Raw genomic sequence first — 26,875 nt, 5'->3', positions numbered from 1 at the left:
GACCACTTTCTGTTTGTAACGAGGTGACGTCCCCGAATTTCCCTACTTTCTCTTTCAGGAAACTTCTCCAAAGTGCGGTTCATTCAAATATGTTTGATTAGGCTCACACCATCCCTAACTCGCTTCGCTACATAGCTTGAATTACTCTCTTTGTCATTGAATGTGTCTGATGAATTTAGCTTATCTTACATTCATCCCCAGATGATGTCAATAGTGATCTCAAGAAAAATTTCTTGCGTAAACAGGTAGAAGCCCTATAATAGACCTTGTGTAAAAATCGGCGAATGATAAGACTCTCTCTTACTACAAATTGGCTTTCGTGAGACTCGAAGGTCGGTAAAAATGAAAAGAAAGAGAGAGGTTAGATATGGTTGGAAGCTTAAAAGAACAATGGTTTGGCAATGTAAAAGGAGACATCTTATCGGGTATTGTTGTCGCCTTAGCCTTAATCCCAGAAGCCATTGCTTTCTCAATTATTGCAGGGGTCGACCCAATGGTAGGGTTGTATGCTTCATTTTGTATTGCGGTAGTCATTTCATTTGTAGGTGGCAGGACAGCGATGATTTCTGCGGCAACAGGTGCAATGGCGCTTGTGATGGTCAATTTAGTTTCGTCACATGGCATAGAATATATGTTAGCTGCGACGATTTTGACCGGGGTCATTCAAATTATTTTTGGTATATGTAAATTTGCGAAGCTGATGCAATTTGTCCCACGAACGGTGATGACTGGTTTTGTTAATTCATTAGCCATTTTAATTTTCATGGCTCAAATTCAACATTTTATTGGGGAAACATGGGTGATGTATGTACTCGTAGCAGTGACGCTTGCGATTGTGTATCTGTTTCCATATGTAACAAAAGCGGTACCTTCAACGCTTGTCGCGATTGTGGTCGTGACGATTATCGTTTTATCACTAAACATTGGCGTACGTAATGTAGGTGATATGGGAACGTTGACACAAAGTTTACCTACGTTTATTCTGCCAAATGTCCCGTTTAATCTTGAGACACTGTGGATCATTTTCCCTTATTCCTTTGCACTCGCGATTGTTGGGTTACTTGAATCGTTACTAACTGCAAATATCTTAGATGATATGACAGATACACCAAGTAATAAAAACAAAGAGAGCCGCGGTCAGGGGATGGCTAATATTGTATCAGGATTCTTTGGAGGAATGGCTGGATGTGCCATGATCGGCCAATCCATGATTAATGTGAAGTCAGGTGGTAGAGGCAGGTTGTCTACATTTGTAGCAGGAGCCTTTCTTATGTTTATGATTGTTGCATTAGGAAATTTGGTTGTACAGATACCTATGGCTGCCTTAACTGGAGTCATGATTATGGTGGCAATTGGCTCATTTGATTGGAGTTCGCTGCGTACACTGCACCGATTGCCTCGCACGGATGCCATTGTGTTAGTCGTCACTATAGCTGTGGTGCTCACGACACACAATTTAGCATACGGTGTATTGTCTGGCGTATTACTTAGCATGATCTTTTTTGCATCAAAAATCTCTAAGATCCACGTATCAACAAGCGTAGATCATGAGAAAAATACTCGCTTGTACTATGTAGAAGGTCCTTTATTTTTTGCGTCAGTCACACCCTTTCTAAATCAATTCGATACAGAAGAAAAAATCGATGAGGTTGTCATTGACCTTACGCATTCTCAAATATGGGATGATTCCGCTGTCGGTGCCCTTGACCGATTAGAAGCCATGTTTACTGCGAATGAAATTCATGTAAGCTATCAAGGTTTAAACGAAAAAAGTTCAACACTGCTCAAAGCGCTGGGACAGTTAAAAGAATAATATTCAACAAAGCCGGACCCTGATGTGTCTTTTCCATCAGGGTCTGGTTTTTTTAGGTAGAAAATTGCATTCTTAAATGACATAAAATGGTATGATGGAGAATAATTCATTTTATTTTTCAAATGATTAAAGCCAAATGACTATTATCCACGTCTAATGTCTAGTGAACGATCGCGGGAGGTGAATCTATGCTGAATGTGAAACGTATTAAAAAGCGCAAAGAGGCAATTCAAAGGCTTTTTTGGAATGTTTTCAAACCTATGAGGTAGACATCTATAAAATGGCCTTTATCTATATGAAAAACGAAGAGGATGCCCTGGAAGTTGTTCAAGAAACGGCATACCGTTCCTTTAAGAACGTATCAAGCATAAAGGAGCCTACCTATTTTAAAACGTGGTTACTTAAAATCGCAATAAATGTCTCGATCGATTTACTTAGAAAGAAAAAAATAGACGTTCAAATGGAAGAACATGTGAAAGACCAACTATCAACTGATCTAAACGAAGATATAGACTTAGAAATAACTTTAAAAGACTTACTTAATCACTTGAATGAGTCCGAGAAAAGTGTTGTGGTCTTAGGATTTTATCAAGACTTAACATTTTCCGAGATTTCAAATGTACTTGATTTACCGTTAGGAACAGTAAAAACCATTCTCTACCGTGCATTAGCAAAACTCAGAAAAAACGTAGAAAGAGGTGATTTTAATGAGTCATAACATAAAAGATGAAATGAATAAAATTAAAGTCCCTAAAGAGCTTAGTGAGAGAAGTATCGTTGGCATTAATCAAGCAAAAGGGAAATTTCTATTTTACACTTTTTTAGTGCTATTTTTAATAATCAATACGTATATATACGGAGCCGTCTATTACTATTACATCCCTTGGAAAACGGGACTTTTAAGCACGTTAACAACGATTTTTGTTTATCTTCTAGGCGTAATCCCTTTAACAGCATTCTTATCTGAAAAGCTTTCAAGTTATTTATTGATTAGAGTCCTTCGAAATCAAACGAGTTTTATCATTTTCAGTACATTATTAATTCTAATTCCTGTTGCGATCTTCTCTTTGAATGTGATAAATGAGAATAAAGAGAAACCGCTAGACAGTTTGTTTGGTTACAATTCAGCAAACTTTGAATCGATGATCATTGAGTTATCCTCGGACGAAGTTTACGAAACAAGGGACGCTGCTGACGCAGATGAATTCATTGATTTTCTAAGTCAGTACTCGATAAAAAAAATGCGTAATTCCGAATGGGATGGAGATGTATCAAACGAAAATGGCGTTCTAATTACATTTTATAAAAGCAATCGAGACACACCGATTATGCTCGACTTATACGAAAATCGCATACATTTATGGGTTGGAGACTACTATAATGTAACGAATACCCCCATTGACATAAATCGTCTTAAAGAGATGATTAAAACTACAGGGGATTACAACAGAGTTGACCATATTCCAGTTAATCTTGACGATATCCAAGATGAGTAACATCTTACAGACTTCCCTCTCCATATATTTGGTGGGTGAGGTCTTTATTTGTCTTTAAGACTAGTTTCATCCTAATCTCTTTTGGTAAAATGAACCATATAAACAGCGTGAAGGAGTGACGGGATGAGTCAAGGTGTGACGATACAAATGGATGAAGTGTCTTTTCAGTTAAAGGAGAAGCATGATTTTAGCTGGTTGCAAAAGCTAGGAACGGTATGTCATGTGTTTGATCAACAGGATTCAGGTAATATTAGCTTTGGTGTCATGAGAAACGGGCGCAAACAATTTATTAAATATGCAGGTGCAAAAACGATTCACTTTGAAGGTGAACCTAAGCAAGCCGTTGTGCGTTTAAAACAAGCTGTTCCGCTCTATCTGACATTAGCTCACGAGCACCTTATTACTCTTGACGACCATTTTGAATTAGAGAATGGATATGCGGTTGTGTTTGATTGGCAGGAGGGCGAGTGCTTGCATCCTCATTGGTCCTATCCTCCGCCTGAAAAATATGAGCATCCACATTCTCCTTTTTATCGCTTCAAGCAACTACCCGTACAAAAACGTTTAAATGCACTCTCTAGTATCTTCACATTCCACGAGCTGGTGGAAGAAAAAGAGTACATCGCCATTGATTTTTATGATGGGAGCATTCTCTATGATTTTACAAAAGATGAAACAACCATTTGTGACATTGATTACTATGAGCTGGGGCCAGTTCACAATGAAATGGGACGAATGTTTGGCTCTAACCGATTTATGGCGCCAGAGGAATTTGAACGAGGTGATCTGATCGATCAACGAACAAATGTATTCAGACTCGGAGCGACAGCATTTTGTCTGCTTGGAGGCGAACTTGATCGTTCCATTCATAAGTGGGAGGCAAGCTCTGCCCTTTGGAAGGTCGCATGCAAGGCTGTTTCAGAAAACAAGGATGAGCGATATTCTACAGTTCAAGCGTTTACCGAATCTTGGAATCAAGCAAGGGAGGAGAGTCTATGAAACGAATTCAAGTAGTCTACGTGTTTGTTTATAATAAACAGTCGAATAGGGTCTTGCTTGTTAAAAATAAAAATCATCCTACCTGGTCGTTTCCAGGTGGTCGGGTAGAGGTGAATGAGACACTACAGGAGGCTGCGGTACGGGAAGTCTATGAAGAAACTGGGTATACGGTAGAAGTTAACGATGTTGTAAGTATCAATGAAATGTACATTGAGCAACACCATGCGATTCTTACCACATTTAAAGCAACTGTCATTCCGACTTCAGATACCATTCAGATTCATGATGTCGCGACGATTGAGCAGGCAAAGTGGGCGAGTCTAGAAGAAGCGAATCAAAAAATCCCTCATTACGGAGGGATCGAAAGGTTTTCAGATCAAAGTATTCCTTACAGCTTCCATGGTGAACTATCGTTTTAATTGAGACGCTGATTGTCTTTTTTTAGTTCGCCCTTTAGCCAACAGAACAAATTGAACAGCGAGTGCAGCTAGGAATAATGCGCTTGCGATCGTCATTAGTTGATCATGTGTAAGCGGAGGGAATGAACCCGTTACTGTAGCGATGATACCTAAATACATAAGTGCAATAATGAAAAAAAGTATGTTTGTTGCTTTCATTGGCTTACCTCCTACTTCTTGTTAACTTAAGTATAAAAGGGTCGTTTATATGATTCAATAGGAGGGAGGAAATAAAGGTTGGAGATAGACTTGGCTAAAAAATGTGTAGTCGAACGCTTAGAACTGCATCACGCTAACGAACTTTTTCAACTAATTGATAAAAGTCGCGAAAGTCTTAGTGCTTGGCTTACATTTCCTACATACACACATTCTGTCTCAGACACAATCACATTTATTGAGAAATCATTAAAAAGAAGTGGGAGTAGGACGTAGCGATTGCTGCGTCTTTTTTTAGTTGAGGTTGGAATTCGGGTGCCGTTATGTAGGCGAGAGTTAGAAATACATCGAGATGAGAGCAAAATACATCCATCTCCATACACTCAATTAATTCGATCATTGACGTATACAGTTCAACTGTATATACTTAAACTATTCAGTTGAACTGTATAGGAGGTCTCATGAAACGAAGTAAACATTTACCTTTAACAGAGACAGTTTATTACATCTTACTTTCTTTGTTGGAGCCGCGGCATGGGTATTTAGTGATGCAGCGTGTAGAGGAGTTAAGTGGAGGGCAAGTGCGTATGGCAGCGGGTACGTTGTATGGAGCATTTGAGAATTTGGTAAAACTTAAATTTATTGAGCTTGTTCCGAACAAAGAGAGTCGTCGGAAAGTCTATGTTATCACAGAGGAGGGAAGAGACATTCTTGCTCTTGAACAAGAACGGATGCGAACATTGCTTCAAGTGACGGATCAATTGTTAAAGGAGGAGAGAGATGAGGAGGTTTAAATTCTTTACCGATTTAACGAAGGAAGAGCAATGGTTAAATGAGATGGCGCGTCGTGGCTATCATTTGATGTATCGTTCACTAGGTTATCGATTTAAGAAAGGAGAACCGAAAAACACTATTTATAAAATTGATTATCGTAAATTCAAACGTAAGGCTGATTTTATGGATTATGAAATGATGTTTGAAGATAGTGGCTGGAGTAGGCTGCCTTGTCCTAGAAGAAACGGTCACCAATATTTTGAACGCATAGATGAGAGAGCTACGGAAGATATTTTCTCTGATCAGCAATCAAAAGCTGCTCGCTATAAACGCATTTCCGATTTATACTTAACTCAGTTTTACATTTCAATTCCTTTAATTTTCATTCTTTACATGGTTGATATGCTCCCAACAAATTTTAACCCTGTCAATTGGTATTTAACACCTGGTCTGTGGGATATGGAAGATGAATTATTTTGGGCTGCTTTCCTTTTTGAAACACCTTTTGCCTTAATGAGAGGGTTGGCTGTTTATTTTATTATTCTTACGATTCTTTTGTGTGGTTTTTACGGTCTACGCGCCAAGAAACATTACGAAAAGGAGGCAGCATAATGCGACGTTAAAACCAACCAATTCGAGGTCCACCATCTACCACCCTTTTAGTCAAACGATTATCTAAAAAATGGAGGGTGTAAAATGAGATCAACCTATGAAATGATGAAACTGATTATAGAGGTAGCCAACCTAGACGAACGAATTCGAGCCGTTGGAATGAATGGGTCGAGGACAAATCCGAATGTTCCAAAGGACCAATTTCAAGATTATGATATTGTGTACGTCGTAAAGGACATGGACTCGTTTATTCGAGACCCAAGCTGGATAGATCTTTTTGGTAAGCGGATTGTGATGCAAACACCTGAGGCGATTGAGCTAATTCCACCTTTAGATGATGGAACGTTTGCGTACCTCATGTTGTTTGAGGATGGGAATCGAATCGATTTGACACTTGTGCCTAAGTCGATGGCAGACTCGTGGAATGGCGGGGATGCGCTTGCTATTGTGTTGCTAGATAAGGATCAGCAGCTACCGGTTCTACCACCTTCAACAGATCAAGCCTATTGGGTTCAGCCACCAACGCAAAAGCTGTTTGATGACTGCTGCAATGAATGCTGGTGGGTTGCGACCTATGTTGCAAAGGGTTTATGGCGCGGTGAGCTGACGTATGCATATGATCATTTATCAATTGTGAGAGAGATGCTCATTCAGATGATGAATTGGAAGATTGGGATTCAGACGCAATTCTCGCTCAGTACAGGGAAGAACGGGAAGTACCTTAAACGGTTTTTATCTGAAGAGGAATGGAAGCGGTTTAGTGAGACGTATCCCCGGTTAGAGGATCACGAGATATGGACATCACTTTTTGTTCTTTTAGAAGAGTTTGCTACTTATGCTGATGAGGTAGCGTCAACGTTTCACTATACGCAACATGTTGTAGAAACGGATAAGGTTCTCTCCTATCTAGAAGCGGTCCAACGAGATTGTTATGCGTAATGCTTCGCCCTGCAGAAATGCAGGGCTTTTTTCACATCAATGAACAGTCACCCCTTCCAAACACCCGAACGTAAAAAATAGGCCAAGCATATTCTATGAATGGAGTGAAGCGTTCCCTTCATATCTTTCTAGTACTAATGACTCGTTTTACTAGATCACATAAAGGAGAGAAAGGAAGGATTCAGATGAATATTAAGATGGATTTTTTACCTGTATCAGCAAGCAATCGTCCGGGCCGTGCTTTAAATGCAACATATATTACACAGCATGAAACGGGAAATACAAATGCAGGAGCGAATGCAGAAGTACATGCTCGTTATATAAAAGGTGCTGATGCAAGATCACGTTCTGTTTCGTGGCATTACACTGTAGATGACACACAAATTATTCAGCATCTTCCGGTAAATGAAGTAGCATGGCATGCTGGTCCAGATGGAAACAGTCAATCAATTGGGATTGAGCTTTGTGTGAATTCTGATGGCAATTTTCAGAAAGCAAAAGAAAATGCAGCTTGGCTTGTTCAGAGATTAATGAAAAACCTAAATATCCCTTTATCAAGAGTGGTGACTCACAAGCATTGGACTGGTAAAAACTGTCCGGCCCGCTTGTTAAATGAGTGGGAGGACTATAAGCGTCTGATTCAAACTGTTCAATCAGGTCCACAAACAGGTGGGGTCCAAGTTCCAGCACCTACGCCAACGCCTAGTCCAACTCCGACAACACCAACACCAGTCCCAGCGCCAAAGCCAGTTGTGAATCAGTTTATTGCAAATGCACAATCATTTCTAAACTCTCGCGATTATCCGAATAAGGCATCCTTTACACCTCTAGTGGTAGATGGCATTGCCGGCCCACGAACACGTGAGGCACTTGTTCGTGTGTATCAATATTTCGCTGGGGTCAATATTGATGGTATCTTTGGACCGGTTAGTAAGCGTGCAGCGAATACACTTCGTAGAAACTCCACTCATCAATGGTGGGTTCGTTTATTGCAATCGGCATTAAATACAAAAGGCGCACGCATTGCAGTTGATGGAGCATTTGGCCCGGCTACGGATGCTGCTGTTCGTACATTCCAGCGTAGTGCAGGCATTGCAATTGATGGAATCGCGGGACCAAACACCTGGGAGAGACTTCTAAGATAGTGAGTCTTTTTTAAAACTCCTTCAGCACACATGTTGGTTTTACTCTGTTATATGTTACTATTAGACAGGGTTTAAACATTTACGCACGTTGAAGGAGAACATAATGAATAAGAATTTTAAATTAACCATTCAGTATGATGGAACACGTTATAAAGGATGGCAACGTCTTGGAAAAGGCGAAAACACGATTCAAGGAAAAATAGAAAATGTGTTAACAGAGATGGCGGGTTATCCAATCGAGATCATTGGCAGCAGTAGAACGGATGCTGGTGTCCATGCGCTTGCACAAGTGGCGAACGTCAAGCTTAACTTGAACATCACTGTTCATGAATTAAAAAGTTATTTGAATCGTTATTTACCAGAAGACATTAGTGTAACGAAAGTAGAAATGGTTCATGAGCGCTTTCATGCTCGCTACAATTCTGGGGACAAGACGTATGTCTATAAAATTTGGAACGAAGCATATAGTCATCCTTTTTTAAGAAAGTTTAGTATGCATGTAGCAGAGCCTTTAAAGCTCGATCAAATGAAGCAGGCAAGTTCTTATTTTATCGGTGAGCATGACTTTACGGCTTTCTCTAATGCGAAATCTAAGAAAAAATCAAATGTACGCACGATACAGTCGATTGATTTTTCGACAAAGGATGGGCTATTGGAGATTCGGATTAAAGGAGACGGCTTCTTATATAACATGGTTCGTAAAATCATCGGAACACTTATTAAAGTAGGGTTGGGTGAAATGAAAGCTGAAGCCATTCCGGGTATTCTTGAATCAAAAGAGCGGGAACACGCAGGATTTGCTGATGCGAACGGATTGTATCTTGAGGCGATTGAATTTAAATAAGAGTAAGAGCGATTAGCGGGAAGGTGCTTGGTACCTTTCCGTTATTTTTGTTGTTCACAAAAATAACTTAATCGAGCCCTATTACTTTTTGGGGAAATGGGGTATAGAACAGGAGAATATAATTGACTAGGAGGTCATCTATTGAAATCAACAGGTATTGTTCGAAAAATTGATGAATTAGGCCGAATTGTGATTCCTAAGGAACTGCGGGGCACCTTAGATATAGACATTAAAGATCCAATGGAGATTTATGTGAATGGAGAGGAAATTATTTTAAAAAAATATTCTCCGAGTACTCAATGTATGCTCACAGGTGAGATTAGCGAGCAAAACATCTCACTTGGCAATGGAAACATTGTGCTTAGCCCAGAAGGAGCCACGGAGGTTTTGGAGAAAGTGGAGGAATATTTACAAAAACAGAGCTAAAGTTCTTCTAAAACGGTATGGTGCGTGCCTTTTAAAGGTCGTGTCATATCGTTTTTTTTTTGTGGGATATTTTGGTGGAATGTATGGTATGATTGTAAGGATAGACGTGTGTAGACGATCAGTTTTTGAATAGATGGATACATATAAAAAATAGATGGAACGGGGGAAATGATGCACAGATGGACGGTAGCACTAGATGCCGATCAATAAGACATCAAGAGGAGGATATTGATATGATCAGACCGGCTTTGCGTACAGATATGGACACACTCGTTTCAATCTGGCTAACAGCCTCTTTTAAAGCTCATGACTTTATTGCCGAATCCTATTGGAGAGAGCAACAATCAGCGATGAGGGATGTATATTTACCACAAGCACATACGCTTGTAGTGTGGAATGCAGGGGAAATCTGTGGATTTGTTTCATTAATGGATCATCAGATCGCTGCACTCTTTGTTGAACAAGAACAACAAGGGAAGGGCTACGGTAAACAATTACTCAGGTGGGTTCAAAATGAGTATTCATATTTAAGCTTGCAGGTTTATGCAAAAAACGAACGAGCGATTCAATTCTATAAACAAGCGGGGTTTCAGATTGTTTCTGAACAGCAGGATGATGCAACAAATGAATGTGAATATGTAATGGAATGGAAGAAGGCGGCTGAGTAAGTCGCCTTCTTTCTTGCTGAATGTCTTTAAATGCGCTCAATGCTTTTTAATTGATCAAACATAATGGTTTTGCGCAGATCCTTACTTTCTCGAACAATTACCTGCTGTTTCTGGGGCTCTACTTGTTCGACAGTAGCAATTAGTTTGTAATCATACCCGTTTTCCCAGTACACAATATGCACGGGAGTAGAATGAGTAAGGGAGTGGGTCGCTACCCTTCCAAGCTCTTCTAACTCTTGCACGTCAAGCTCAGGGGCAGGGCTATGCTTTTCGCGCTCGTTTTGCGCACGGATGGCTTGTTTATGTTCGGGAAGCATCATTCGACTGCCTTCCCACAAAAGGTTGCCTCGTTCTAAAAAATCACTCATTTGTAATGTCCTCCAATTTTAGCTGCACGCTCTCTCGCTTGACCAGCAGGCAGAAGAGAGGAGGCGCGAAGCAGAGCTGTTTTGCCAAAACGTGCTTTAATCCGGTCCATCGCTTCTCCAAGCGCACGGTCGTCTTGCTGCTGCTCATGATCAAACAAATCAAGTTGTACAGCATCCCCATCAGACAGCTTAGATAAAGCAACACCCACCCGGCGAACAGGCTGACCATCCCAAAATTGGTCGAGTAGCTGACAAACGTACTTATATAAGGTGAGTGAAGCATTTGTTGCATAGGGCATCGTGAATTGGCGATGAAACCCTGTCCGCACTTCATAGCTTGCACCTGAGACAGTGAGTGAAACGGTTGAACCGTGTACATGATTTTTACGGGCGCGCTGACAAACCTCTTCACATAGCTCAAGCAAGACGGTGTGAATATCAGCCTTTGTTGCATAATCATAGGGCAGCGTCATCCCATGGCCAATCGCCTTTTGTCCGTCATGTGTGGAGAGCTTAACGGGAGAGTAATCAACTCCATGTGCGTTCATCCACAGTACTTGACCATGTATGCCCCATCGCTTCTTAAAAAATTCCATGTTAGTCGCTGCAAGCTGCCCAATGGTGCGAATCCCTCGATCATAGAGGTGCCGCTTCATTTGGCTACCCACTCCAAACAGATCTTCTACAGGTAATGGCCAAAGCGTTTCTTTAAGCTCCTCGGCTTTTAACTCAAAGATGCCTTCCTTGTTTTTTTTTGCGAAATGGTCACAGGCAAGCTTAGCTAAAATTTTGTTTTCACCAATGCCAACACGTGCTCTTACTCCGCATTGTTTCCAAATGTCTTGTTGAACTTTTTTGGCAATCTCATGAGGGGAGCCAAAAAGTTGCTGAGAATGGGTCACGTCCATAAACTGTTCGTCAATGGAATAAGGTTCAACTAAGTCCGTGTAGGTTTTTAGGATAGCCGTGATTTCAATAGAGACCTCAATATAGTCCTGCATATGCGGCGGGACGATAATTAAATCACTACACTTTTGCTGCGCCTCCCATAGGCGTTCGGCATTTTTGACTCCGAAGCGTTTGGCTTCCTTTGAAGCAGCCAATATTACGCCGCTCCGACGATTTGGATCACCAGATACCACCAAGGGCTTCCCCCGGTATTCCGGTCTTCTAGTCACTTCAATTGATGCGTAAAAGCTTTCCATGTCTACTAAAAAAATGACTTTCTTCATTCCTGTTCACCTCTTGGCGAATATATGTTCTTATTATATGCGAATGAATGTTCTTATACAACTAGAAAAAAGAACCAGCTAGTGGTTCTTCTCAAAAAAGGATTTACTGTTTACTGCGTTTGCGAGAAAGATAAATCAAAAGCGCACCCATAATGATGACCATAAGACCAATAGAAACAGCAACAAGTACGATTGGCGTTGTGCCTACACCAGAAGAGCCACGTGTTGTGAAAAGAATCGATTGAGTCCACATTGATTAATCACCTCTTATCGTAAAAAAAGTCTCTACTACAACTATGTCCAAATGCGAGAAATTCATTCTTTTTACGATAGAGTGAAGCGTTTAGTAACCATCGACAATCGAATCCAAAATCCTATGGCTGCACTCGTTAACCCTATGATAATGCCTATCCAAAAACCAAATGGTCCTAAATCCGTTTGAGTAGCGAGTAACACGCCTGATGGAATCCCAATTCCCCAATAAGATACTAGGGCAATAATAAATGGTACAGTCGCATCCTTATAGCCACGAAGTACACCTTGTAGGGTAGCCTGCGCAGCATCAGAAAGCTGATAGAAGATCGCAAAGATAAAGAAGCTCATGGCAAGCTGGACGACATTTGGATTATCCGTGTACAAGTAAGAGATCGGTTCTCTAAGGAAAAACAGAATAATCGATGCCATGGAAATAATAAGCATGGAAGCAGAAATCCCAATTCGACTGTACTGTTTGGCTCCTTGTAGACGTCCTGCTCCTATTTCATAAGCGACTACAATGGTTAAGCCCATCGACATACTAAGTGGAATCATAAATAAAAGCGATGAAAAATTTAATGCTGCTTGATGAGCGGCAATGATATCAGTTGAAAACATACGACTAACAAGCAAAGTAACAAACGAGAAAATGCTTGCTTCAAAAAAGATGGAAAGCCCCATTGGTAAACCAAGCGCAAGCTGCTCACGCCAAGCCTTTAAAGAAGGCCTGTACCAGGTGGAGAAAAGCGAGAAGGAGCGTATGGTTGGCACATAATAAGTGACAAGAATACTTAAAATGAAAATAAGCCAATATGTGATACCAGTAGCATAACCGGCACCAATTCCACCAAGCTCAGGAAAGCCAAATTTTCCGAAAATCAACAAATAATTTAACAGTGCACTAACAGGGAGTGCAATAAGCAGGATAGACATGGTAATCCGAGTATATCCTTGTGCGTCAAAGAAATAGCGTAAAACATTTGACGCAAATAAAGGGATTAAACCAATGGATAAGCCAATTAGATAATGTTTAGCAATATAAGAAACCTCAGCTTCAAGACTCATGAACTCTAGGATGGAAGGAAGAAAGAGAAATCCCGCGATGTACACCAGAAGCGCTAACCCCACAGAGAGATAAAGTGCCTGAATCACAGAGCGTGAAATGGAGGCTTTTTCACCTTTTCCTAAAAGCTGAGCAATGATCGGGGTAACGGCCATTAAGATTCCGTTAAACCCAGTGAGAATCGGTGCCCAGAGGCTTGAACCGACAGCAACACCGGCAAGATCGGTTGTACCGGCTCGACCCGACATCATTGTATCAATGACATTCATTGAATGAAGACTGATTTGAGTAACCATAATAGGCCAAAGAATTAATGTGTATAATTTCAATTTTTGCTGATAGGTTTGTGCGTGATACATCGTTCAACTCCAATAGGCACAAAGGAAAACGTCACGAATATTCGTAACGTTTTCTTAGTAGCCATGTATTAATTTGAATTAGACTCTTGAGCCTTTTCTTGATCTTCTTCTTGTTGAAACTCTTGTTCAGCCGCTTCAAGCTCTGATTCTGAAACATCTCCAGCAATCACACGAACAGAAGGCTCAATTTGTTCGCTTCCTGCTTCGACAAAAGATTGTATATGGTAAATGCCATCTTCGGTAAAGGACGTTTCTAGAGAATACATACCAGGATCAGATTCTTCTGCATCCATTGTTTCCCCGGCGTCGCGATGACCATTTTTCCAAATTTCAAATGTTACACGATTGGCATCGGTAACAGGCTCCTCACCATAGGTGACATACACTTGTAGCATAACAGGTTCATTCAAAGCCGTTTCACTTGGTGCGTGTATTTCGGCTTCAAGCGTATCAAGGGAACCGGGCCCTTGTTGATCTGATTGATTCTGCCCAATAGCGCAGCTTGCAATCATGAAAAGGGCAACAACGGAGAATGCGAGTAGTCCTTTTTTCATGATAAACACCTTTCCTAAAAATAAATCCAATCATTATAAGGAGGTTAGTCTCATTTATTCTAGCATAGACTATAACCTTTTTTAAACTATGTATAAAATCGCCTCTGTTACACACGATATCAGAAAAGAGGTGAAAAAGATGTTCAAACGAAAAAAACAAAATCATACGGGGTATATGATCGGTGGAGCAGCTGGTGGATTTTTGGCAGCGGCAGGCCTCTATGCCTTAACAAACACTAAAGCCATTAAGAGAAAAGCGATAGATTATAAAGAAGAGAGTCATGACATGACCAATGCAATGATGGAATCAGGTGACGATGTTCTCTCAGGCTTAAAGGACGTTGTAGAAGCAGCTATTCCACATTCTGAAACCAAAAAGGAAGCAACAAAGCCAGAGCTTGCAAAGGTTATTCAGAAAACATTGGATCATGATCCATTCTAAAAAGAAATGATTCGGTAGCTCAAGCCTATGCTTGAGCTATTTTTTGTCGAAAAAACCGAATTAGCGGCTGACGGGGAATGGTTATTGGTTGAAAAACCGACCATATAGCAGGTATCCTTTATAAACAAAAGAAATAGAAGTACTTGAGAGGAGCCTCGTATGGAACGTTTAAATCAATATGTAGAAAAAATAATAAACCTGGACTGGGTAAATATTGGCTTGTCAATCGCCATCTTTTTAGTATTCTTGGTTTTTAGAAAAATGTTCACCACTCTAACAAAGAAGTTAGTACTTGGGTTATCAAAACGCACATCAACTAAAGTAATAAGAGATGTGTTAAAATCCTATGAAAAGCCGTTGCGCTTCTTATTTGTAGTTATCGGTACATATTTGGCGTTGCAGTACTTAGAGTATTCAACCTTAACAGACCAACGCGGGATCCAGAGATTATATCGGTCATTCATTATTTTCACCATAGGGTGGGGCTTGTATAATTATATGACTTATTACTCAAATGCTGTGACGAACTTTGCGAGAAAAGCAGAGCTTGATAAAGAAAGCATGCTCATTCCATTTGTATCAAAAATTCTTCGAGTATTAGTAGTGATTGTAACCTTCATCATTATTCTTGATAATTGGGGCTTTGACATAAGCACCTTTGTTGCTGGTCTGGGTATTGGTGGGCTAGCTTTTGCCCTAGCTGCACAAGATACGATTGGTAACTTTTTTGGTGGCATTATCATTATTACGGAACGTCCATTTAGAAAAGGCGATTGGATTGAAACACCCACGGTTGAAGGTGGAGTAGAGGATATCACATTTAGAAGTACAAAAATACGCACCTTTTCGGATACGTTAGTTGTTATACCCAACTCAACACTTGCAAATGAAGCCATTACAAACTGGACTGAGATGGGCAGAAGACGTGTTTATTTTAGCTTGGGGATTAGACAGTCTACCTCAAGTAGGAAGCTTCAAACGCTTAGGGACCGGATTGATCACGAGCTTAAATTATTCGAAGACATCGCAAGTGACACAGTAATTGTTAGATTTGAAGAATTTGCTGAGTCAAGCTACAACCTGATGGTGACCTATTTTACCGAAACCAATCAGTGGGCGCCGTTTATGGAAATTCGAGAAAAAGCGCACTTTCGTATTCTCGAAGTGTTAGAGGAAGAAGGCATTCATGTATCTGCACCGGCTAATCTAGTCATGTCTGAAGAGCCACTTGATGTCGTAAACCATGAAGTAAAAGAATAAATGCTATGAAGAGTGACCCGATGAGGTCGCTCTTCTTTTTTATCCCGAAGTGGGGGACTTGTCCGTGACTCTAGCACTAATTATTAATAAAACGTAAGAATTAGTAAAAAAAGAGCCGATAAAAGGGAGAAGATTAGTATAATAAGAGTATTCTGACCAAAGGGGTTTCATCATGCGCTATACGACCATTGAACTCACGCAGGCTAATGAAAAATTAGGGAAACAAATATATACAAGTGATGGAAGGGTATTATTAAACGAAGGCGCGTCTCTGACACAAGCATTGATTAACCGTTTAAAGCGGCTAGGAATCAAGGCAGTGTATCTTCAAGACCCCTTTGATACTGAAATTAAAAAAGAAGACCTTGTTTCAGAAGAAGTGAAAAGAGAAACATTTGCTAATTTAACCGAGTCTTTTCAATTTGTACAAGAGGGGCAAGGGTTTGAATTAAAATCAATTCAACAGTCTGTGAAGCAGATTGTCGAAGAGATTCTCGCACATAGTCAGTCGTTATTAAGCTTAACGGACATGAGAACCGAGGACAATGGGCTATTCGTTCATTCCTTGAATGTGTGTATGATCTCAACGATTGTAGGAGTTCGTCTTGGATTACCAAGAGCGAAGCTGTATGAGCTTGCCACCGGAGCATTAATGCACGACATTGGTAAGATGGCTTCCTCAAAGGATGATGAACCTAAAGTAGAGATGGGAGACCACCATACGTGGAGAGGGTTTAATGTTTTACGTAAGAATAGTGAAATGAGTGCCCTTTCTGCCCACATTGCCCTATCTCACCATGAGCATGTAGACGGTAGTGGGATCCCTCGTCAGCTACTAGAAAAGGATATTCATGTATTTGCTAAAATTGTTGCGGTAGCGAATGCGTTTGATCATTTAATAAGTCCCCTTAGACCTGGTGGACGGATGCTGCCACATGAAGCGTGTGAAATTATCATGGGCTTAACGGGAGTGCGCTACGGTCATCAAATCGTGTCACACTTTCTTAAAACGATTGCTTTTTATCCAACGGGCATTCAGGTGGTTTTGTCGACAGGCGAATACGGAGTTGTATCTGCGCAAAACGATGGTATACCTCAAAGACCGTTTGTACGAATTTTTAAAGTTGAAGGCCATGGACACGGGGAGTTTCAAGCCGTAGATATCAATCTACTGAACCATCCAACCGTTTTCATTGAGAAGATTGTGGATTAAACGTAATGATAGCTAGACAAACTAAAAACACGAAAAGCAAATGATTTTTTGACTGCGCATTTGCTTTTCGTGTTTTCATCTTTTTACTTAGAACTTTAAGCGAATGGTACTTGCTACATCCTCTAACCTAAAACAAAGAGTATGATATACTGACACGGCAGAAACGTGAAAAGGAGTTCTTTTGTTTTGACAATATTTATTCAAGTGGTTTTACCTGTCATTTTAATTTTTATGATTGGATACATTCTTCAACGAGTAGCAAAGGTTGATATTCGTCCGATCTCCACCATGGCAATCTATGTCATGACGCCTTGTCTTGTATTTAAGACCTTTTATGAAACCGAGCTAAATAGCCAATATAGTTATATGGTTCTCTTCTCATTTGTGTTAATGTTTCTCATCATTTTTATGTGTAAGATCTATACGAAGATTCGAAAGATTGATCTATCCACGGAAAATGCACTCATCTTATCGACGGCATTTATGAACACCGGAAACTATGGTACGCCTATTATTTTATTTGCGTACGGGGAAGCTGGTTTTCAATTTGCTATCTCTGCTATGGTCCTTCAATCTATCTTAATGAATTTCTTTGGTGTCTATTATGCTGTTAAAGGAAAAGCTGGTATTCGAACAGCGATGAAGTCTGTTGCGAAAATGCCTGCTTCTTATGCCGCGATCCTTGCTCTCATTCTGAATTTTACTCAAGTGAAAATACCTGACAACTTGTTTGGAACCGTTGATCTGATATCAGATGCAGCGATCCCGATGGTTATGGTTATTTTAGGCATGCAGCTTGCAATGATCAAGTGGGGGAATTTTGACTGGGCGAATATTACATTTAGCGTGATCCTGCGTATGTTCATCTCACCAGTTCTTGCCTGGGTGCTAGTTTCACTCATGCCACTTGACCCATTACTTGGTAAAGTACTTATTGTTTCTGCTGCGATGCCATCAGCCGCAACGATTGTGATGTATGCTGTCCAATTTCAAGCGCAGCCAAAGCTTGTTTCAAGTGTAACCTTAATCACTACCCTTATCAGTATTCCAACGATTACGATCTTAATTATGATCCTTGGATGATAAGCGTTGCATTTTTGGAGGGAAATCTTTATGATTGTGAGTATACTGAACGTAACTGCTAGGAGGAAAAGTCATGAATCAAATGGATGCAAACGAAATTATCAAGTTTATCTCTGAAAGTAAAAAGAAAACACCTGTTAAAGTACATATAAAAGGAAATCTTGAAGGGATTTCTTTTGGTGGGGATACAAAATCCTTTATAAATGGACAAACTGGGGTCGTTTTTGGTGAGTGGGACGAAATCAACGCAGTACTTCAAGAAAATCAAGCAAAGATTGAAGACTACGTAGTTGAAAACGATCGTCGTCATTCTGCAATTCCACTTCTAGATCTTAAAGGAATTGAAGCGCGTATTGAGCCAGGTGCGATTATCCGTGATCAAGTGGAAATTGGAAAAGGTGCGGTTATCATGATGGGCGCAAGCATCAACATCGGAGCTGTAATCGGTGAAGGAACAATGATCGACATGAACGCTGTTCTTGGTGGACGTGCAACAGTTGGTAAGAACTGCCACGTTGGTGCTGGATCTGTTCTTGCTGGTGTAATTGAGCCACCTTCGGCTAAGCCTGTTATCGTAGAGGACGATGTTGTGATTGGTGCAAACGTTGTGGTTCTTGAAGGCGTAACAGTAGGTAAGGGAGCCGTTGTTGCTGCTGGAGCTATCGTTACAGAAGACGTTCCGTCTAACACAGTAGTTGCTGGAACACCAGCACGCGTGATCAAAGAAATCGACGAAAAAACAAAAGGCAAAACAGAAATTAAACAAGAGCTACGTCGTTTAAACGACTAATAGAAATGTAGATAGGGAGAAGCCTTGTCGCCAGTACAGGTGACAAGGTTTTTCTGTATTCGATTCAAATGAGGAGTGATTGCATGTCAGATTGGAACGAGCGGAACCATCAGGCACTTATGAATACATATGGTAGACTGCCTTTAGTTATCGAGCGAGGGGAGGGTGCTGAATTAATCGATGAGGACGGGAAGCGTTATCTTGATTTCATAACCGGCCTTGCCGTGAATATCTTAGGACATTCGCATCCCGACATTGTTCAGACTCTACGAGATCAGGGAGAAAAGTTTCTTCATATCTCAAACCTGTATGTGAACAAGCCGGCGGTTGAGCTTGCTGAACGACTGATCCAAGAGACGTTTCCAGGTCGTGTTTTTTATACAAATTCAGGTGCTGAAGCGACAGAAGCTGTCGTAAAGCTTATTCATAAATGGACAAAAACACAGGAACAAAGAGACGGAATTGTTGTTCTGAAGAAAAGCTTTCACGGTCGTACGCTTGGTGCATTAAAATTAACGAGACAGCCTGGCGTCTATCAGGACTTTCCTGTAAGTGATTTCCCTGTTTATGATGTAGAGCCACATGACTTAGAAGCTCTTGAAACGATCTTACGCGAACAGAAACCAGCCGCGCTCTTAATGGAGCCTGTTTTGGGATCTGGAGGAGTTCTTCCTCTAGAAGCCTCGTATATTGAGCAAGCGGCAGCGTTATGTGAAACGTATGGTGTGCTCTTCTGCATGGATGAAATCCAAACGGGAATTGGTCGGACAGGCGAGCTTTTTGCATACCAGCATACAGCAGTTCAACCGGATGTAGTGCTTTTTGCAAAAGGAATCGGAGGAGGACTTCCACTAGGTGGCATCATTGTAAAAGAGGCACATAAGGACTTATTTAAGCCTGGGGATCATGGGACAACCTTTGCACCATCTCCACTTAGTTCGGCTCTAGGAAATACGGTACTCAAGCTGCTTCTTGATGATGGTGTGCTTGCTGCTGGAAAACGTGCGTCTAAGATACTACTCGATGGCCTTGACGGTTTAAAGAAAGAACATGCAGATAAGATCGAGTCTATTCGTGGATTAGGAATGATGATTGGTGTGGTCACGAAGCTTGAGCCGAAATCGGTCAAGCTGATTCAGCACAAGCTTCTCGAGAGAGGGATGCTTGTAGATGTTACACAACAAACGATCATCCGGTTATTGCCTCCTCTCATTGTAAGTGATGAGCAGATCCATTATTTTCTAAACCTGTTTAATGAAGTTTTACAAGAGGTGAATGAATGAAAACTGAAGAATTAATCGCTATAAGACGCCGTTTTCACCAGATCCCAGAAATCGGGTTTAACGAGTTTAAAACACAGCAACTTATTTTAGAAATACTTGAACCGATGGCGCAGGAATATTGGAAGATTAAACTTTGGCGTACAGGAGTCCTTGTTTATATACAAGGGTCGGATCCGCAGCAAACCCTTGCTTATCGAGCAGATATGGACGGATTGCCAATTGCTGAACGTTCAGGTATTGAGATATTTGCTTCAGAGCACGAGAACATGATGCATGCGTGTGGGCATGACTTTCATATGACCATTGCCTTAGGAGTGCTTTCTCACTTTTCGTCAAACCAGCCAAAAGATCATCTAGTATTTGTGTTTCAACCAGCGGAAGAGGGGCCAGGTGGTGCAAAACCGATGCTTGATGAACAGGTGCTAAAAGACGTTTGGCCGGACCAAATGGTTGCCTTGCATATCGCACCAGAGCTTCCGGTAGGAACGGTCTCAACACGTGAGGGATTACTTTTTGCTAATACGTCCGAGCTGTTTATCGATCTAAAAGGAAAAGGTGGACATGCAGCCTATCCACATACGGCCCGAGATATGGTAGTGGCAGCTAGCCATTTTGTCACACAGCTACAAACCATTGTTGCCCGGAATATTGATCCGCTCGATTCAGGGGTAGTGACAATTGGTGTGATACAAGGTGGGACGAAGCAGAATATCATAGCCGAGTCAGCAAGAGTGGAAGGAACGATTCGAAGCTTGTCTATTGAATCAATGATCGAAATAAAACGTCGGATTGAGGCAATCGCTAAGGGAATTGAGGCTGCTTTTGAATGCGAGCTGACCATCGACTATGGAAGTAATTACTGTCAGGTGGCGAATGATTCCACGCTCACGAAGGAATACATGAGCTTCGCCTCACAAAGTCCTAACGTCGACTTTATTGAAGCGCCAGCAGCTATGACTGGAGAGGACTTTGGCTACTTTCTTGAGCAGATTCCTGGATTTATGTTCTGGTTAGGGGTTAATAGCCCATATGGACTCCATGATGCACGCCTGCTGCCAGACGAGGCTGCTATCCAAATAGCTGTCTCTCACCTGATTGAGTACTTTACGTGGAAGATGGAACAAGCATAAAGCGACGTTATTAGTTGTACTATTTTCTTGGCTCCTAAGATGAAGCATTATGCATAATCAATAGGTACTAGGGCAACCTAGCTACGCACGAACTTTATCTAAAGGGAGGAAATAGATATGGCGCGTATTGGCGTTGAACAATCGTTAACAGCTGTAAGTGAAGAACTTGCATCTAAAGGGTACGATGTGGTTTCACTTAAGCAAGAGAGTGATGCAAACTCTTGTGACTGTTGTGTTATTTCTGGCTTAGATCAGAATGTAATGGGGATTCAAGATCATGTGACAAATGGAACAGTCATTAATGCAGATGGGATGTCTGCTATGGATGTTTGCCAACGAGTAGAACATACATTAAACAACCAAACGCATTAATCTGTACGCAAAAAAACCAGGTGAAATTGCTTCACCTGGTTTTTTAAAACTATTCTTCGTCATTTGTTGATTCAGCTTCGTCTAGCTGCTTCTTTTTTTCCATCGCTTGCTTAATAGCTTGGCGAATACGTCGTTCGACTGTCCATTGGTGCATGTTTTCAGTTTTAGCAATCACTCGAATGGTGACAAGGGAAGAAGTTAAGTCTTCCACACCTAAGACATCGGGTCCTTCTTTAATAAACTCTTTTACCTCTCCAAGATCGAGACATGCTTCTTGGATAAGCTTAATCGTTGTATCCATATCATCCTCAAATGGCACACTAACATCTACTAGTGCCCGCATATTTCCACGTGAATGGTTATGAACATCTGTAATGTTTCGGTTCGGAATAAATGATAAGGTTCCGTCGAATCCACGCACTTGGGTTGTTCGCAAACCGACTTCTTCAACCACCCCGTCTAGACCCGCAATCGTGACATAATCACCTACATCTACTTGCTTTTCAAGTAATAAGAAAAATCCTGTTACAACGTCACTGACTAGACCTTGTGCCCCAAAGCCAATTGCTAGCCCAACAACACCGGCTCCGGCAATCAGCGCACCTGGTGACAAACCAAACATCTCAGCAATAAACGTGACTAAAATAAAGATTAGCACGTATGAAAGAATATTATGGGTCAGTTTTTCCAACGTGTGGCTTCTTCCTGCAGAAATATTTCGTTGATCTTTCATCTTAGCAAATGTCTGTGAAATCACCTTGCGGCCAATGGCTCTTGCTACATAAAAGGCGATAAACGCCAGTACTAATTGACCAATTAGCAGAATTCCACTCTCAAGTAGTGCTCCTACATTTAGTTCGTCTAACCAATTACTCATTTTTCTTCATCAGCTCCTACACTATCAGCAATAAATGATATCGTCTTAAATCCTAGCATAGGCCCATGAGAATCTCAAATGAAGAGGTAGGAGACGTATCATTTCCTTACTCGTTAAAAAAGAAGTATACTTATGGTGAACAGTGTCGTTTATTCAAACATTTACTGGGTAAACTACATCTTAGGACTTGTCATAAAAGAGATCACTACTTTACATTTATTCTTACATAACATTGACTAAAAAATGTGGCTCTTTTATAATAACTAAGGTAAAAATGCATTGATTCACTTGAAGGAGGAATTAGTATGTCTGATAAACGTATGGTAGGTAAACAAGCACCTCGATTTGATATGGAGGCTGTATTCCCGAACAAAGAATTTGGACGAGTAAGTCTTGAAGAAAACATGAAAAACGATAAGTGGACGGTTTTATTCTTCTATCCAATGGATTTCACATTTGTATGTCCAACGGAAATTACGTCACTAAGTGATCGTAATGATGAATTTGAAGATCTTGATGCTGTAATCGTTGGGGTTTCAACAGATACGATCCACACACACAAAGCATGGATTAACACGTCTCGCGATGAGAATGGTCTAGGTGACTTGAACTACTCTCTTGCAGCTGATACAAATCACGCGATCTCTCGTGAGTACGGAGTGTTAATTGAAGATGAAGGTATCGCTTTACGCGGATTGTTCATTATTGATCCAGAAGGCGAATTAAAATATGCTGTAGTGAATCACAACGACATCGGTCGCGATGTTGATGAGACACTTCGTGTACTTCAAGCACTTCAAACTGGTGGACTTTGCCCAGCAAACTGGAAGCCAGGACAAGCAACTCTATAAGAAAATTGAGTTGTATGAAAAGGTCTAGCCAATTGCTGTTAGGCCTTTTCGTTTACATAAATAGAAAGGGAGATGTCAAATGGCTTTAAAACTACGTTCGCAAATGCCTGCATTAGACGGGGCAACAGAATGGTTAAATGGTGAAGTAACAAAGGGAGATTTAGTCGGATCCAAACCGACATTGATTCATTTTTGGTCTATCAGCTGTGGTTTATGTAAAGAAGCAATGCCAAATGTGAATGAGTTTCGAGACACGTATAAAGATCAATTAAATGTGGTTGCTGTACACATGCCACGTTCAGAAAAAGATTTAGATCTTGAAGAAATTAAAAAGGTAGCAGCGGAGCACAACATTGATCAGCCGATCTATGTTGATAGTGAGCATAAGCTAACAGATGCCTTTGAAAATGAGTATGTACCTTCTTATTATGTATTTGATGAAGAAGGACAGCTACGCCATTTCCAAGCGGGTGGCGGCGGAATGAAGATGCTGACAAAGCGTGTAAATCGCGTATTAGGTATAAAAGAATAGAACGAAAAAAGAAGCAATCATCCGAGATGATTGCTTCTTTTTTATTATACTTCCATGATGATTGGTAGGATCATCGGTTTACGTTTTGTTCTTTCATACAAGAATGGTCCGAGTGTGTCGGCTAGTTCATTCTTAATTTCAGACCATTGCGTCGTTTTACGCTCCATAATGGTATCCAAGTGTTTCGCTAAAAGCTTTTGCGCTTCATATATTAAATCACTCGATTCACGCATGTAAACGAAGCCACGAGAAATAAGATCAGGTCCAGCCGTCACTTTGAATTCCTTCATGTTTAAGCTAACAACGATAATGACAAGACCTTCCTCAGATAGAATACGTCGGTCTCGAAGAACGATGTTCCCGATGTCGCCGATTCCGTTTCCATCCACATAGACAGAACCTGAAGGAACCTTACCTGAGATACCCGCTTCATCTGGGTGCAAGGCAAGTACATCACCATTGTCCATAATAAAGCAATTTTCTGCTGCAACGCCGCAGTCCTGTGCAAGCTTACTGTGCATTTTAAGCATCCGGTACTCTCCGTGAATTGGAAGGAAGTACTTCGGTTTCATGAGACGAAGCATCAGCTTTTGTTCTTCTTGTCCACCGTGTCCAGATGTATGAATATCACTTAGTGGACCATGAATGACATTGGCACCTGCGCGATATAACTGATTAATTGTTTTACTCACACTTAAAGTATTACCCGGGATAGGAGAAGAAGAGAAAACTACCGTATCACCAGGAATAATTTGAATCTGACGGTGCGTACCAAAGGCAATACGAGAAAGTGCGGCCATTGGTTCACCTTGACTCCCCGTACAAAGAATAACAACCTGACTATCAGGTAACTTATTCAGCTGAGAATAATCAATGAATGTGCTCTTAGGTGCATTGATATACCCAAGGTCTTGTCCAATATTAATTGCTGATTCCATACTGCGACCAAAAACAGCTACTTTTCTACCGTGCACCACAGCAGATTCAATGACTTGTTGAAGGCGATGAATGTTTGATGCGAAGGTAGCAAAGATAATACGTCCTTCCACCTTACGAAAGACTCCATCAATGCTTTCTCCAACCTTACGTTCAGACATTGTGAACTCAGGAATCTCACTATTCGTACTATCAGAAAGCAAGCAAAGAACACCATCTTCACCGATCTTAGCCATCTTTGTTAAGTTAGCAGGTTCTCCTACTGGAGTGAAATCAAACTTAAAGTCACCCGTATGTACAACATTGCCAGGAGGCGTTTTTACAACAATTCCGTAGGCATCTGGAATACTATGAGTTGTTCGGAAGAAGGAAACAGATGTTTTTGTAAATTTAATCACATCTTCTTCTTGAATTTCATGGAGCTTTGCCGAACGAAGAAGACCATGTTCTTCAAGTTTCCCTTTAAGCAGACCAAGAGCCAGCTTTCCACCATAGATCGGTACATTCACGGCCTTTAATAAGTAAGGTACTCCACCAATGTGGTCCTCATGACCATGTGTGATAAATAGGCCTTTAATTTTATCTTCATTCTTAACAAGGTACGTATAATCAGGAATCACATAATCAATACCAAGAAGTTCGTCCTCTGGAAACATAATTCCGGCATCTATTAAAATAATCTCGTCCTGAAATTGAACGGCATAGGTGTTTTTACCGATTTCACCCAAACCACCTAAAGCAAATACGGCTGTTTGGTTGTTTTTAGTTTGCTTCATTAATTACACGTTCTCCGTTTGAAAATCTTCGTTTGCTTGCTCATATTCAAGATGAGCACCAGAGAGTTTTGTTACAAATTCAATATTATACTTGCGATCAACTAGCTTTTTACGAACGTCTGCTTCCGACTCGCCCTCTACATAGACAGTTTGCGTCCATTCACGAACAGGAACCTCCGTTGGTGATTCTTGAAAAAATACTTTAAATATACTCATACTTACCTCTCCTTAGACATTGTTTAACACCCATTATAAAGCAATGCCCTGTTTATTTCATTGATTCTTTTCTAGAAAGCGAAATTAAATTCACGTTCGTTTTCTCTTTATCACCCAGTTTTCTCAGTAAAACAGGCATTTAAACCTCAAGAAGACGACTTTTCGGTAATAAGTTTTTGCAGCTTTTTATAAGTTTTTGTTTTAATTTACGTAACATGGTTTAGGCTCCTTTCCAAGTTCATACACGAATAAATAATTTTATTACTAGTATGCGAGGCTGCCGACCAAATCTTGCAGGTAATTTTTTCTTAATGAAAACAAAAAGACGAGGGTTCTCTCCTCGTCTTTTACTCTTTATTTCGTTATATCTACTTTTAAGGAATCTTTATATCCTTCAATTCGATCATAAAACATAATGCCATTTAAATGATCAAGCTCGTGTTGAAAGGCAATGGCAGCAATACCTTTTAAACGCATTTTGATTTCTTCGCCTTCTATTGTCGTTGCCTTCACTGTAATTCTCGCATAACGAGGTACTAATCCTTCTATTGGACGATCAACAGACAAGCATCCTTCACCGTTTTCGAGCTCTGTTTCTTCAACAGAATGACTAATAATACGAGGGTTTATTAATCCTAGACTATATTCATTATCCCATTCATCAATTAAATGAAGGGCAAACATTCGCTTTGAGATGCCAATTTGAGGTGCTGCAATACCGATTCCAGGACGAAGATCATATTTCTCAGCTAACTCAGGATCCTGACTGTTGACTAAGTAATCAAGCATTTCATTTAATGTATCAATATCCTCTTTAGAAGGGGGGAGGGCAACAGGCTCAGCTACTTTTCGTAAGACTGGGTCCCCCTCACGCACGATGTCTTTCATGGTTAACATGTCATTCACTCCTTTAATCTCTAGCTATACTTTAAAAAGAAGTCGGGCAAATAGCA

The 26,875-nt window shown here is 40.7% G+C and carries 32 protein-coding genes and 1 other annotated feature (1 of these 33 only partly in view); of the genes, 22 read left to right on the top strand and 10 right to left on the bottom strand.

Translation table 11 applies throughout. The features are described 5' to 3' along the window. Positions 1–166: a binding site (T-box leader), on the bottom strand; it reaches 55 nt to the left of the window's first position. 201 nt (positions 167–367) lie between these two features. From JNO66_RS06720 to JNO66_RS06700, 5 genes are all read left to right on the top strand, one after another. Then, complete coding sequence (locus JNO66_RS06720) at positions 368–1,813, top strand: SulP family inorganic anion transporter (protein WP_203087413.1); 1,446 nt, start codon at positions 368–370, stop codon at positions 1,811–1,813. Positions 1,814–2,054: 241 nt separating this feature from the next. Next, positions 2,055–2,531: a sigma-70 family RNA polymerase sigma factor gene (locus tag JNO66_RS06715; protein WP_246483172.1), complete on the top strand. Its 477-nt coding sequence runs from the start codon at positions 2,055–2,057 to the stop codon at positions 2,529–2,531. Further along, the gene (locus JNO66_RS06710) at positions 2,521–3,309 is read left to right on the top strand and encodes a hypothetical protein (protein ID WP_203087411.1); all 789 of its coding nucleotides are present in this window, start codon (positions 2,521–2,523) and stop codon (positions 3,307–3,309) included. Before JNO66_RS06715 ends, JNO66_RS06710 begins: the two co-directional genes overlap by 11 nt. Before the next feature lie 123 nt (positions 3,310–3,432). Continuing rightward, positions 3,433–4,308, top strand: coding sequence for a protein kinase family protein (locus tag JNO66_RS06705; RefSeq protein ID WP_203087410.1), 876 nt, complete (start codon positions 3,433–3,435; stop codon positions 4,306–4,308). Further along, positions 4,305–4,727, top strand: a complete 423-nt coding sequence (locus tag JNO66_RS06700) for an NUDIX hydrolase (RefSeq protein ID WP_203087409.1) — start codon at positions 4,305–4,307, stop codon at positions 4,725–4,727. The genes JNO66_RS06705 and JNO66_RS06700 overlap by 4 nt, the downstream gene beginning before the upstream one ends. Here JNO66_RS06700 and JNO66_RS06695 read toward each other — a convergent pair. Next, on the bottom strand, positions 4,716–4,925 hold the full coding sequence (locus JNO66_RS06695; RefSeq protein ID WP_203087408.1) for a hypothetical protein: 210 nt from the start codon (positions 4,923–4,925) through the stop codon (positions 4,716–4,718). The genes JNO66_RS06700 and JNO66_RS06695 overlap by 12 nt on opposite strands. A 458-nt stretch (positions 4,926–5,383) precedes the next feature. Between JNO66_RS06695 and JNO66_RS06690 the strand changes: the two genes are divergently transcribed. The 7 genes from JNO66_RS06690 to JNO66_RS06660 all read left to right on the top strand — a co-directional run bounded on the left by JNO66_RS06690 (position 5,384) and on the right by JNO66_RS06660 (position 10,330). After that, positions 5,384–5,716: a PadR family transcriptional regulator gene (locus tag JNO66_RS06690; RefSeq protein WP_203087407.1), complete on the top strand. Its 333-nt coding sequence runs from the start codon at positions 5,384–5,386 to the stop codon at positions 5,714–5,716. Continuing rightward, positions 5,703–6,308: a DUF2812 domain-containing protein gene (locus tag JNO66_RS06685; RefSeq protein ID WP_203087406.1), complete on the top strand. Its 606-nt coding sequence runs from the start codon at positions 5,703–5,705 to the stop codon at positions 6,306–6,308. Before JNO66_RS06690 ends, JNO66_RS06685 begins: the two co-directional genes overlap by 14 nt. Before the next feature lie 84 nt (positions 6,309–6,392). Next, positions 6,393–7,247, top strand: a complete 855-nt coding sequence (locus JNO66_RS06680) for an aminoglycoside 6-adenylyltransferase (RefSeq protein WP_203087405.1) — start codon at positions 6,393–6,395, stop codon at positions 7,245–7,247. Positions 7,248–7,432: 185 nt separating this feature from the next. Further along, positions 7,433–8,392 carry a peptidoglycan recognition protein family protein gene (locus tag JNO66_RS06675; RefSeq protein ID WP_203087404.1) on the top strand — a complete coding sequence of 320 codons (960 nt, stop codon included), beginning with the start codon at positions 7,433–7,435 and terminating at the stop codon, positions 8,390–8,392. A gap of 103 nt (positions 8,393–8,495) precedes the next feature. After that, the gene (gene truA, locus JNO66_RS06670; protein WP_203087403.1) at positions 8,496–9,236 is read left to right on the top strand and encodes a tRNA pseudouridine(38-40) synthase TruA; all 741 of its coding nucleotides are present in this window, start codon (positions 8,496–8,498) and stop codon (positions 9,234–9,236) included. 141 nt (positions 9,237–9,377) lie between these two features. After that, the gene (locus tag JNO66_RS06665; RefSeq protein WP_203087402.1) at positions 9,378–9,662 is read left to right on the top strand and encodes an AbrB/MazE/SpoVT family DNA-binding domain-containing protein; all 285 of its coding nucleotides are present in this window, start codon (positions 9,378–9,380) and stop codon (positions 9,660–9,662) included. A 233-nt stretch (positions 9,663–9,895) separates the two neighbouring features. Beyond that, the gene (locus JNO66_RS06660; RefSeq protein ID WP_203087401.1) at positions 9,896–10,330 is read left to right on the top strand and encodes an N-acetyltransferase; all 435 of its coding nucleotides are present in this window, start codon (positions 9,896–9,898) and stop codon (positions 10,328–10,330) included. A gap of 26 nt (positions 10,331–10,356) precedes the next feature. Here JNO66_RS06660 and JNO66_RS06655 read toward each other — a convergent pair whose 3' ends face one another. From JNO66_RS06655 to JNO66_RS06635, 5 genes are all read right to left on the bottom strand, one after another. Next, the gene (locus JNO66_RS06655) at positions 10,357–10,698 is read right to left on the bottom strand and encodes a YolD-like family protein (RefSeq protein ID WP_203087400.1); all 342 of its coding nucleotides are present in this window, start codon (positions 10,696–10,698) and stop codon (positions 10,357–10,359) included. After that, on the bottom strand, positions 10,695–11,930 hold the full coding sequence (locus JNO66_RS06650) for a DNA polymerase IV (protein ID WP_203087399.1): 1,236 nt from the start codon (positions 11,928–11,930) through the stop codon (positions 10,695–10,697). The genes JNO66_RS06655 and JNO66_RS06650 overlap by 4 nt, the downstream gene beginning before the upstream one ends. A gap of 103 nt (positions 11,931–12,033) precedes the next feature. After that, positions 12,034–12,183 carry a hypothetical protein gene (locus tag JNO66_RS06645; protein ID WP_203087398.1) on the bottom strand — a complete coding sequence of 50 codons (150 nt, stop codon included), beginning with the start codon at positions 12,181–12,183 and terminating at the stop codon, positions 12,034–12,036. 71 nt (positions 12,184–12,254) lie between these two features. Then, positions 12,255–13,607: an MATE family efflux transporter gene (locus tag JNO66_RS06640; protein ID WP_203087397.1), complete on the bottom strand. Its 1,353-nt coding sequence runs from the start codon at positions 13,605–13,607 to the stop codon at positions 12,255–12,257. 68 nt (positions 13,608–13,675) lie between these two features. Beyond that, positions 13,676–14,161 (bottom strand): FixH family protein, encoded by a 486-nt coding sequence (locus JNO66_RS06635; protein WP_203087396.1) that lies wholly within the window; start codon positions 14,159–14,161, stop codon positions 13,676–13,678. A 139-nt stretch (positions 14,162–14,300) separates the two neighbouring features. Here JNO66_RS06635 and JNO66_RS06630 point away from each other — a divergent pair, with 139 nt between their 5' ends. From JNO66_RS06630 to JNO66_RS06595, 8 genes are all read left to right on the top strand, one after another. Then, entirely contained in the window at positions 14,301–14,603 is a 303-nt protein-coding gene (locus tag JNO66_RS06630) for a hypothetical protein (RefSeq protein ID WP_203087395.1), read from the top strand. A 159-nt stretch (positions 14,604–14,762) separates the two neighbouring features. Then, on the top strand, positions 14,763–15,863 hold the full coding sequence (locus tag JNO66_RS06625; protein WP_203087394.1) for a mechanosensitive ion channel family protein: 1,101 nt from the start codon (positions 14,763–14,765) through the stop codon (positions 15,861–15,863). A 172-nt stretch (positions 15,864–16,035) separates the two neighbouring features. After that, a complete protein-coding gene (locus JNO66_RS06620) occupies positions 16,036–17,076 on the top strand; it encodes an HD-GYP domain-containing protein (protein ID WP_203087393.1) in 1,041 nt (346 codons plus the stop codon). Positions 17,077–17,262: 186 nt separating this feature from the next. Then, positions 17,263–18,159 carry an AEC family transporter gene (locus tag JNO66_RS06615; RefSeq protein ID WP_203087392.1) on the top strand — a complete coding sequence of 299 codons (897 nt, stop codon included), beginning with the start codon at positions 17,263–17,265 and terminating at the stop codon, positions 18,157–18,159. A 73-nt stretch (positions 18,160–18,232) separates the two neighbouring features. Further along, positions 18,233–18,949, top strand: coding sequence for a 2,3,4,5-tetrahydropyridine-2,6-dicarboxylate N-acetyltransferase (dapD, locus tag JNO66_RS06610; protein ID WP_203087391.1), 717 nt, complete (start codon positions 18,233–18,235; stop codon positions 18,947–18,949). A gap of 83 nt (positions 18,950–19,032) precedes the next feature. Further along, a complete protein-coding gene (locus tag JNO66_RS06605) occupies positions 19,033–20,232 on the top strand; it encodes an aspartate aminotransferase family protein (RefSeq protein ID WP_203087390.1) in 1,200 nt (399 codons plus the stop codon). Next, the gene (locus tag JNO66_RS06600; protein ID WP_203087389.1) at positions 20,229–21,362 is read left to right on the top strand and encodes an N-acetyldiaminopimelate deacetylase; all 1,134 of its coding nucleotides are present in this window, start codon (positions 20,229–20,231) and stop codon (positions 21,360–21,362) included. The genes JNO66_RS06605 and JNO66_RS06600 overlap by 4 nt, the downstream gene beginning before the upstream one ends. 117 nt (positions 21,363–21,479) lie before the next feature. Next, positions 21,480–21,734, top strand: coding sequence for a YkuS family protein (locus JNO66_RS06595; protein WP_203087388.1), 255 nt, complete (start codon positions 21,480–21,482; stop codon positions 21,732–21,734). 49 nt (positions 21,735–21,783) lie between these two features. Here the strand turns inward: JNO66_RS06595 and JNO66_RS06590 are convergent, their stop codons facing one another. Then, positions 21,784–22,611, bottom strand: a complete 828-nt coding sequence (locus JNO66_RS06590) for a mechanosensitive ion channel family protein (protein ID WP_203087387.1) — start codon at positions 22,609–22,611, stop codon at positions 21,784–21,786. 305 nt (positions 22,612–22,916) lie between these two features. On the opposite strand from JNO66_RS06590, the gene JNO66_RS06585 reads away from it, so the two are divergent. Beyond that, the gene (locus tag JNO66_RS06585; protein ID WP_203087386.1) at positions 22,917–23,462 is read left to right on the top strand and encodes a peroxiredoxin; all 546 of its coding nucleotides are present in this window, start codon (positions 22,917–22,919) and stop codon (positions 23,460–23,462) included. A 79-nt stretch (positions 23,463–23,541) separates the two neighbouring features. Next, positions 23,542–23,994, top strand: a complete 453-nt coding sequence (locus JNO66_RS06580) for a TlpA disulfide reductase family protein (protein ID WP_203087385.1) — start codon at positions 23,542–23,544, stop codon at positions 23,992–23,994. A 44-nt stretch (positions 23,995–24,038) separates the two neighbouring features. On the opposite strand, the gene rnjA is transcribed toward JNO66_RS06580, so the two are convergent. The 3 genes from rnjA to def all read right to left on the bottom strand — a co-directional run bounded on the left by rnjA (position 24,039) and on the right by def (position 26,819). Next, positions 24,039–25,706, bottom strand: coding sequence for a ribonuclease J1 (gene rnjA, locus JNO66_RS06575; RefSeq protein ID WP_203087384.1), 1,668 nt, complete (start codon positions 25,704–25,706; stop codon positions 24,039–24,041). Positions 25,707–25,709: 3 nt separating this feature from the next. Further along, entirely contained in the window at positions 25,710–25,922 is a 213-nt protein-coding gene (locus tag JNO66_RS06570) for a DNA-dependent RNA polymerase subunit epsilon (RefSeq protein WP_203087383.1), read from the bottom strand. 354 nt (positions 25,923–26,276) lie between these two features. Then, positions 26,277–26,819, bottom strand: coding sequence for a peptide deformylase (gene def, locus JNO66_RS06565; RefSeq protein ID WP_203087382.1), 543 nt, complete (start codon positions 26,817–26,819; stop codon positions 26,277–26,279). Between the last annotated feature and the right edge of the window lie 56 nt (positions 26,820–26,875).

The organism is Alkalicoccobacillus gibsonii (assembly GCF_016798245.1).
Classification (GTDB): domain Bacteria; phylum Bacillota; class Bacilli; order Bacillales; family Bacillaceae_D; genus Alkalicoccobacillus; species Alkalicoccobacillus gibsonii.
The sequence above is the reverse complement of the archived record's forward strand: the minus strand, read 5'-3'. Positions and strand labels throughout refer to the sequence as shown.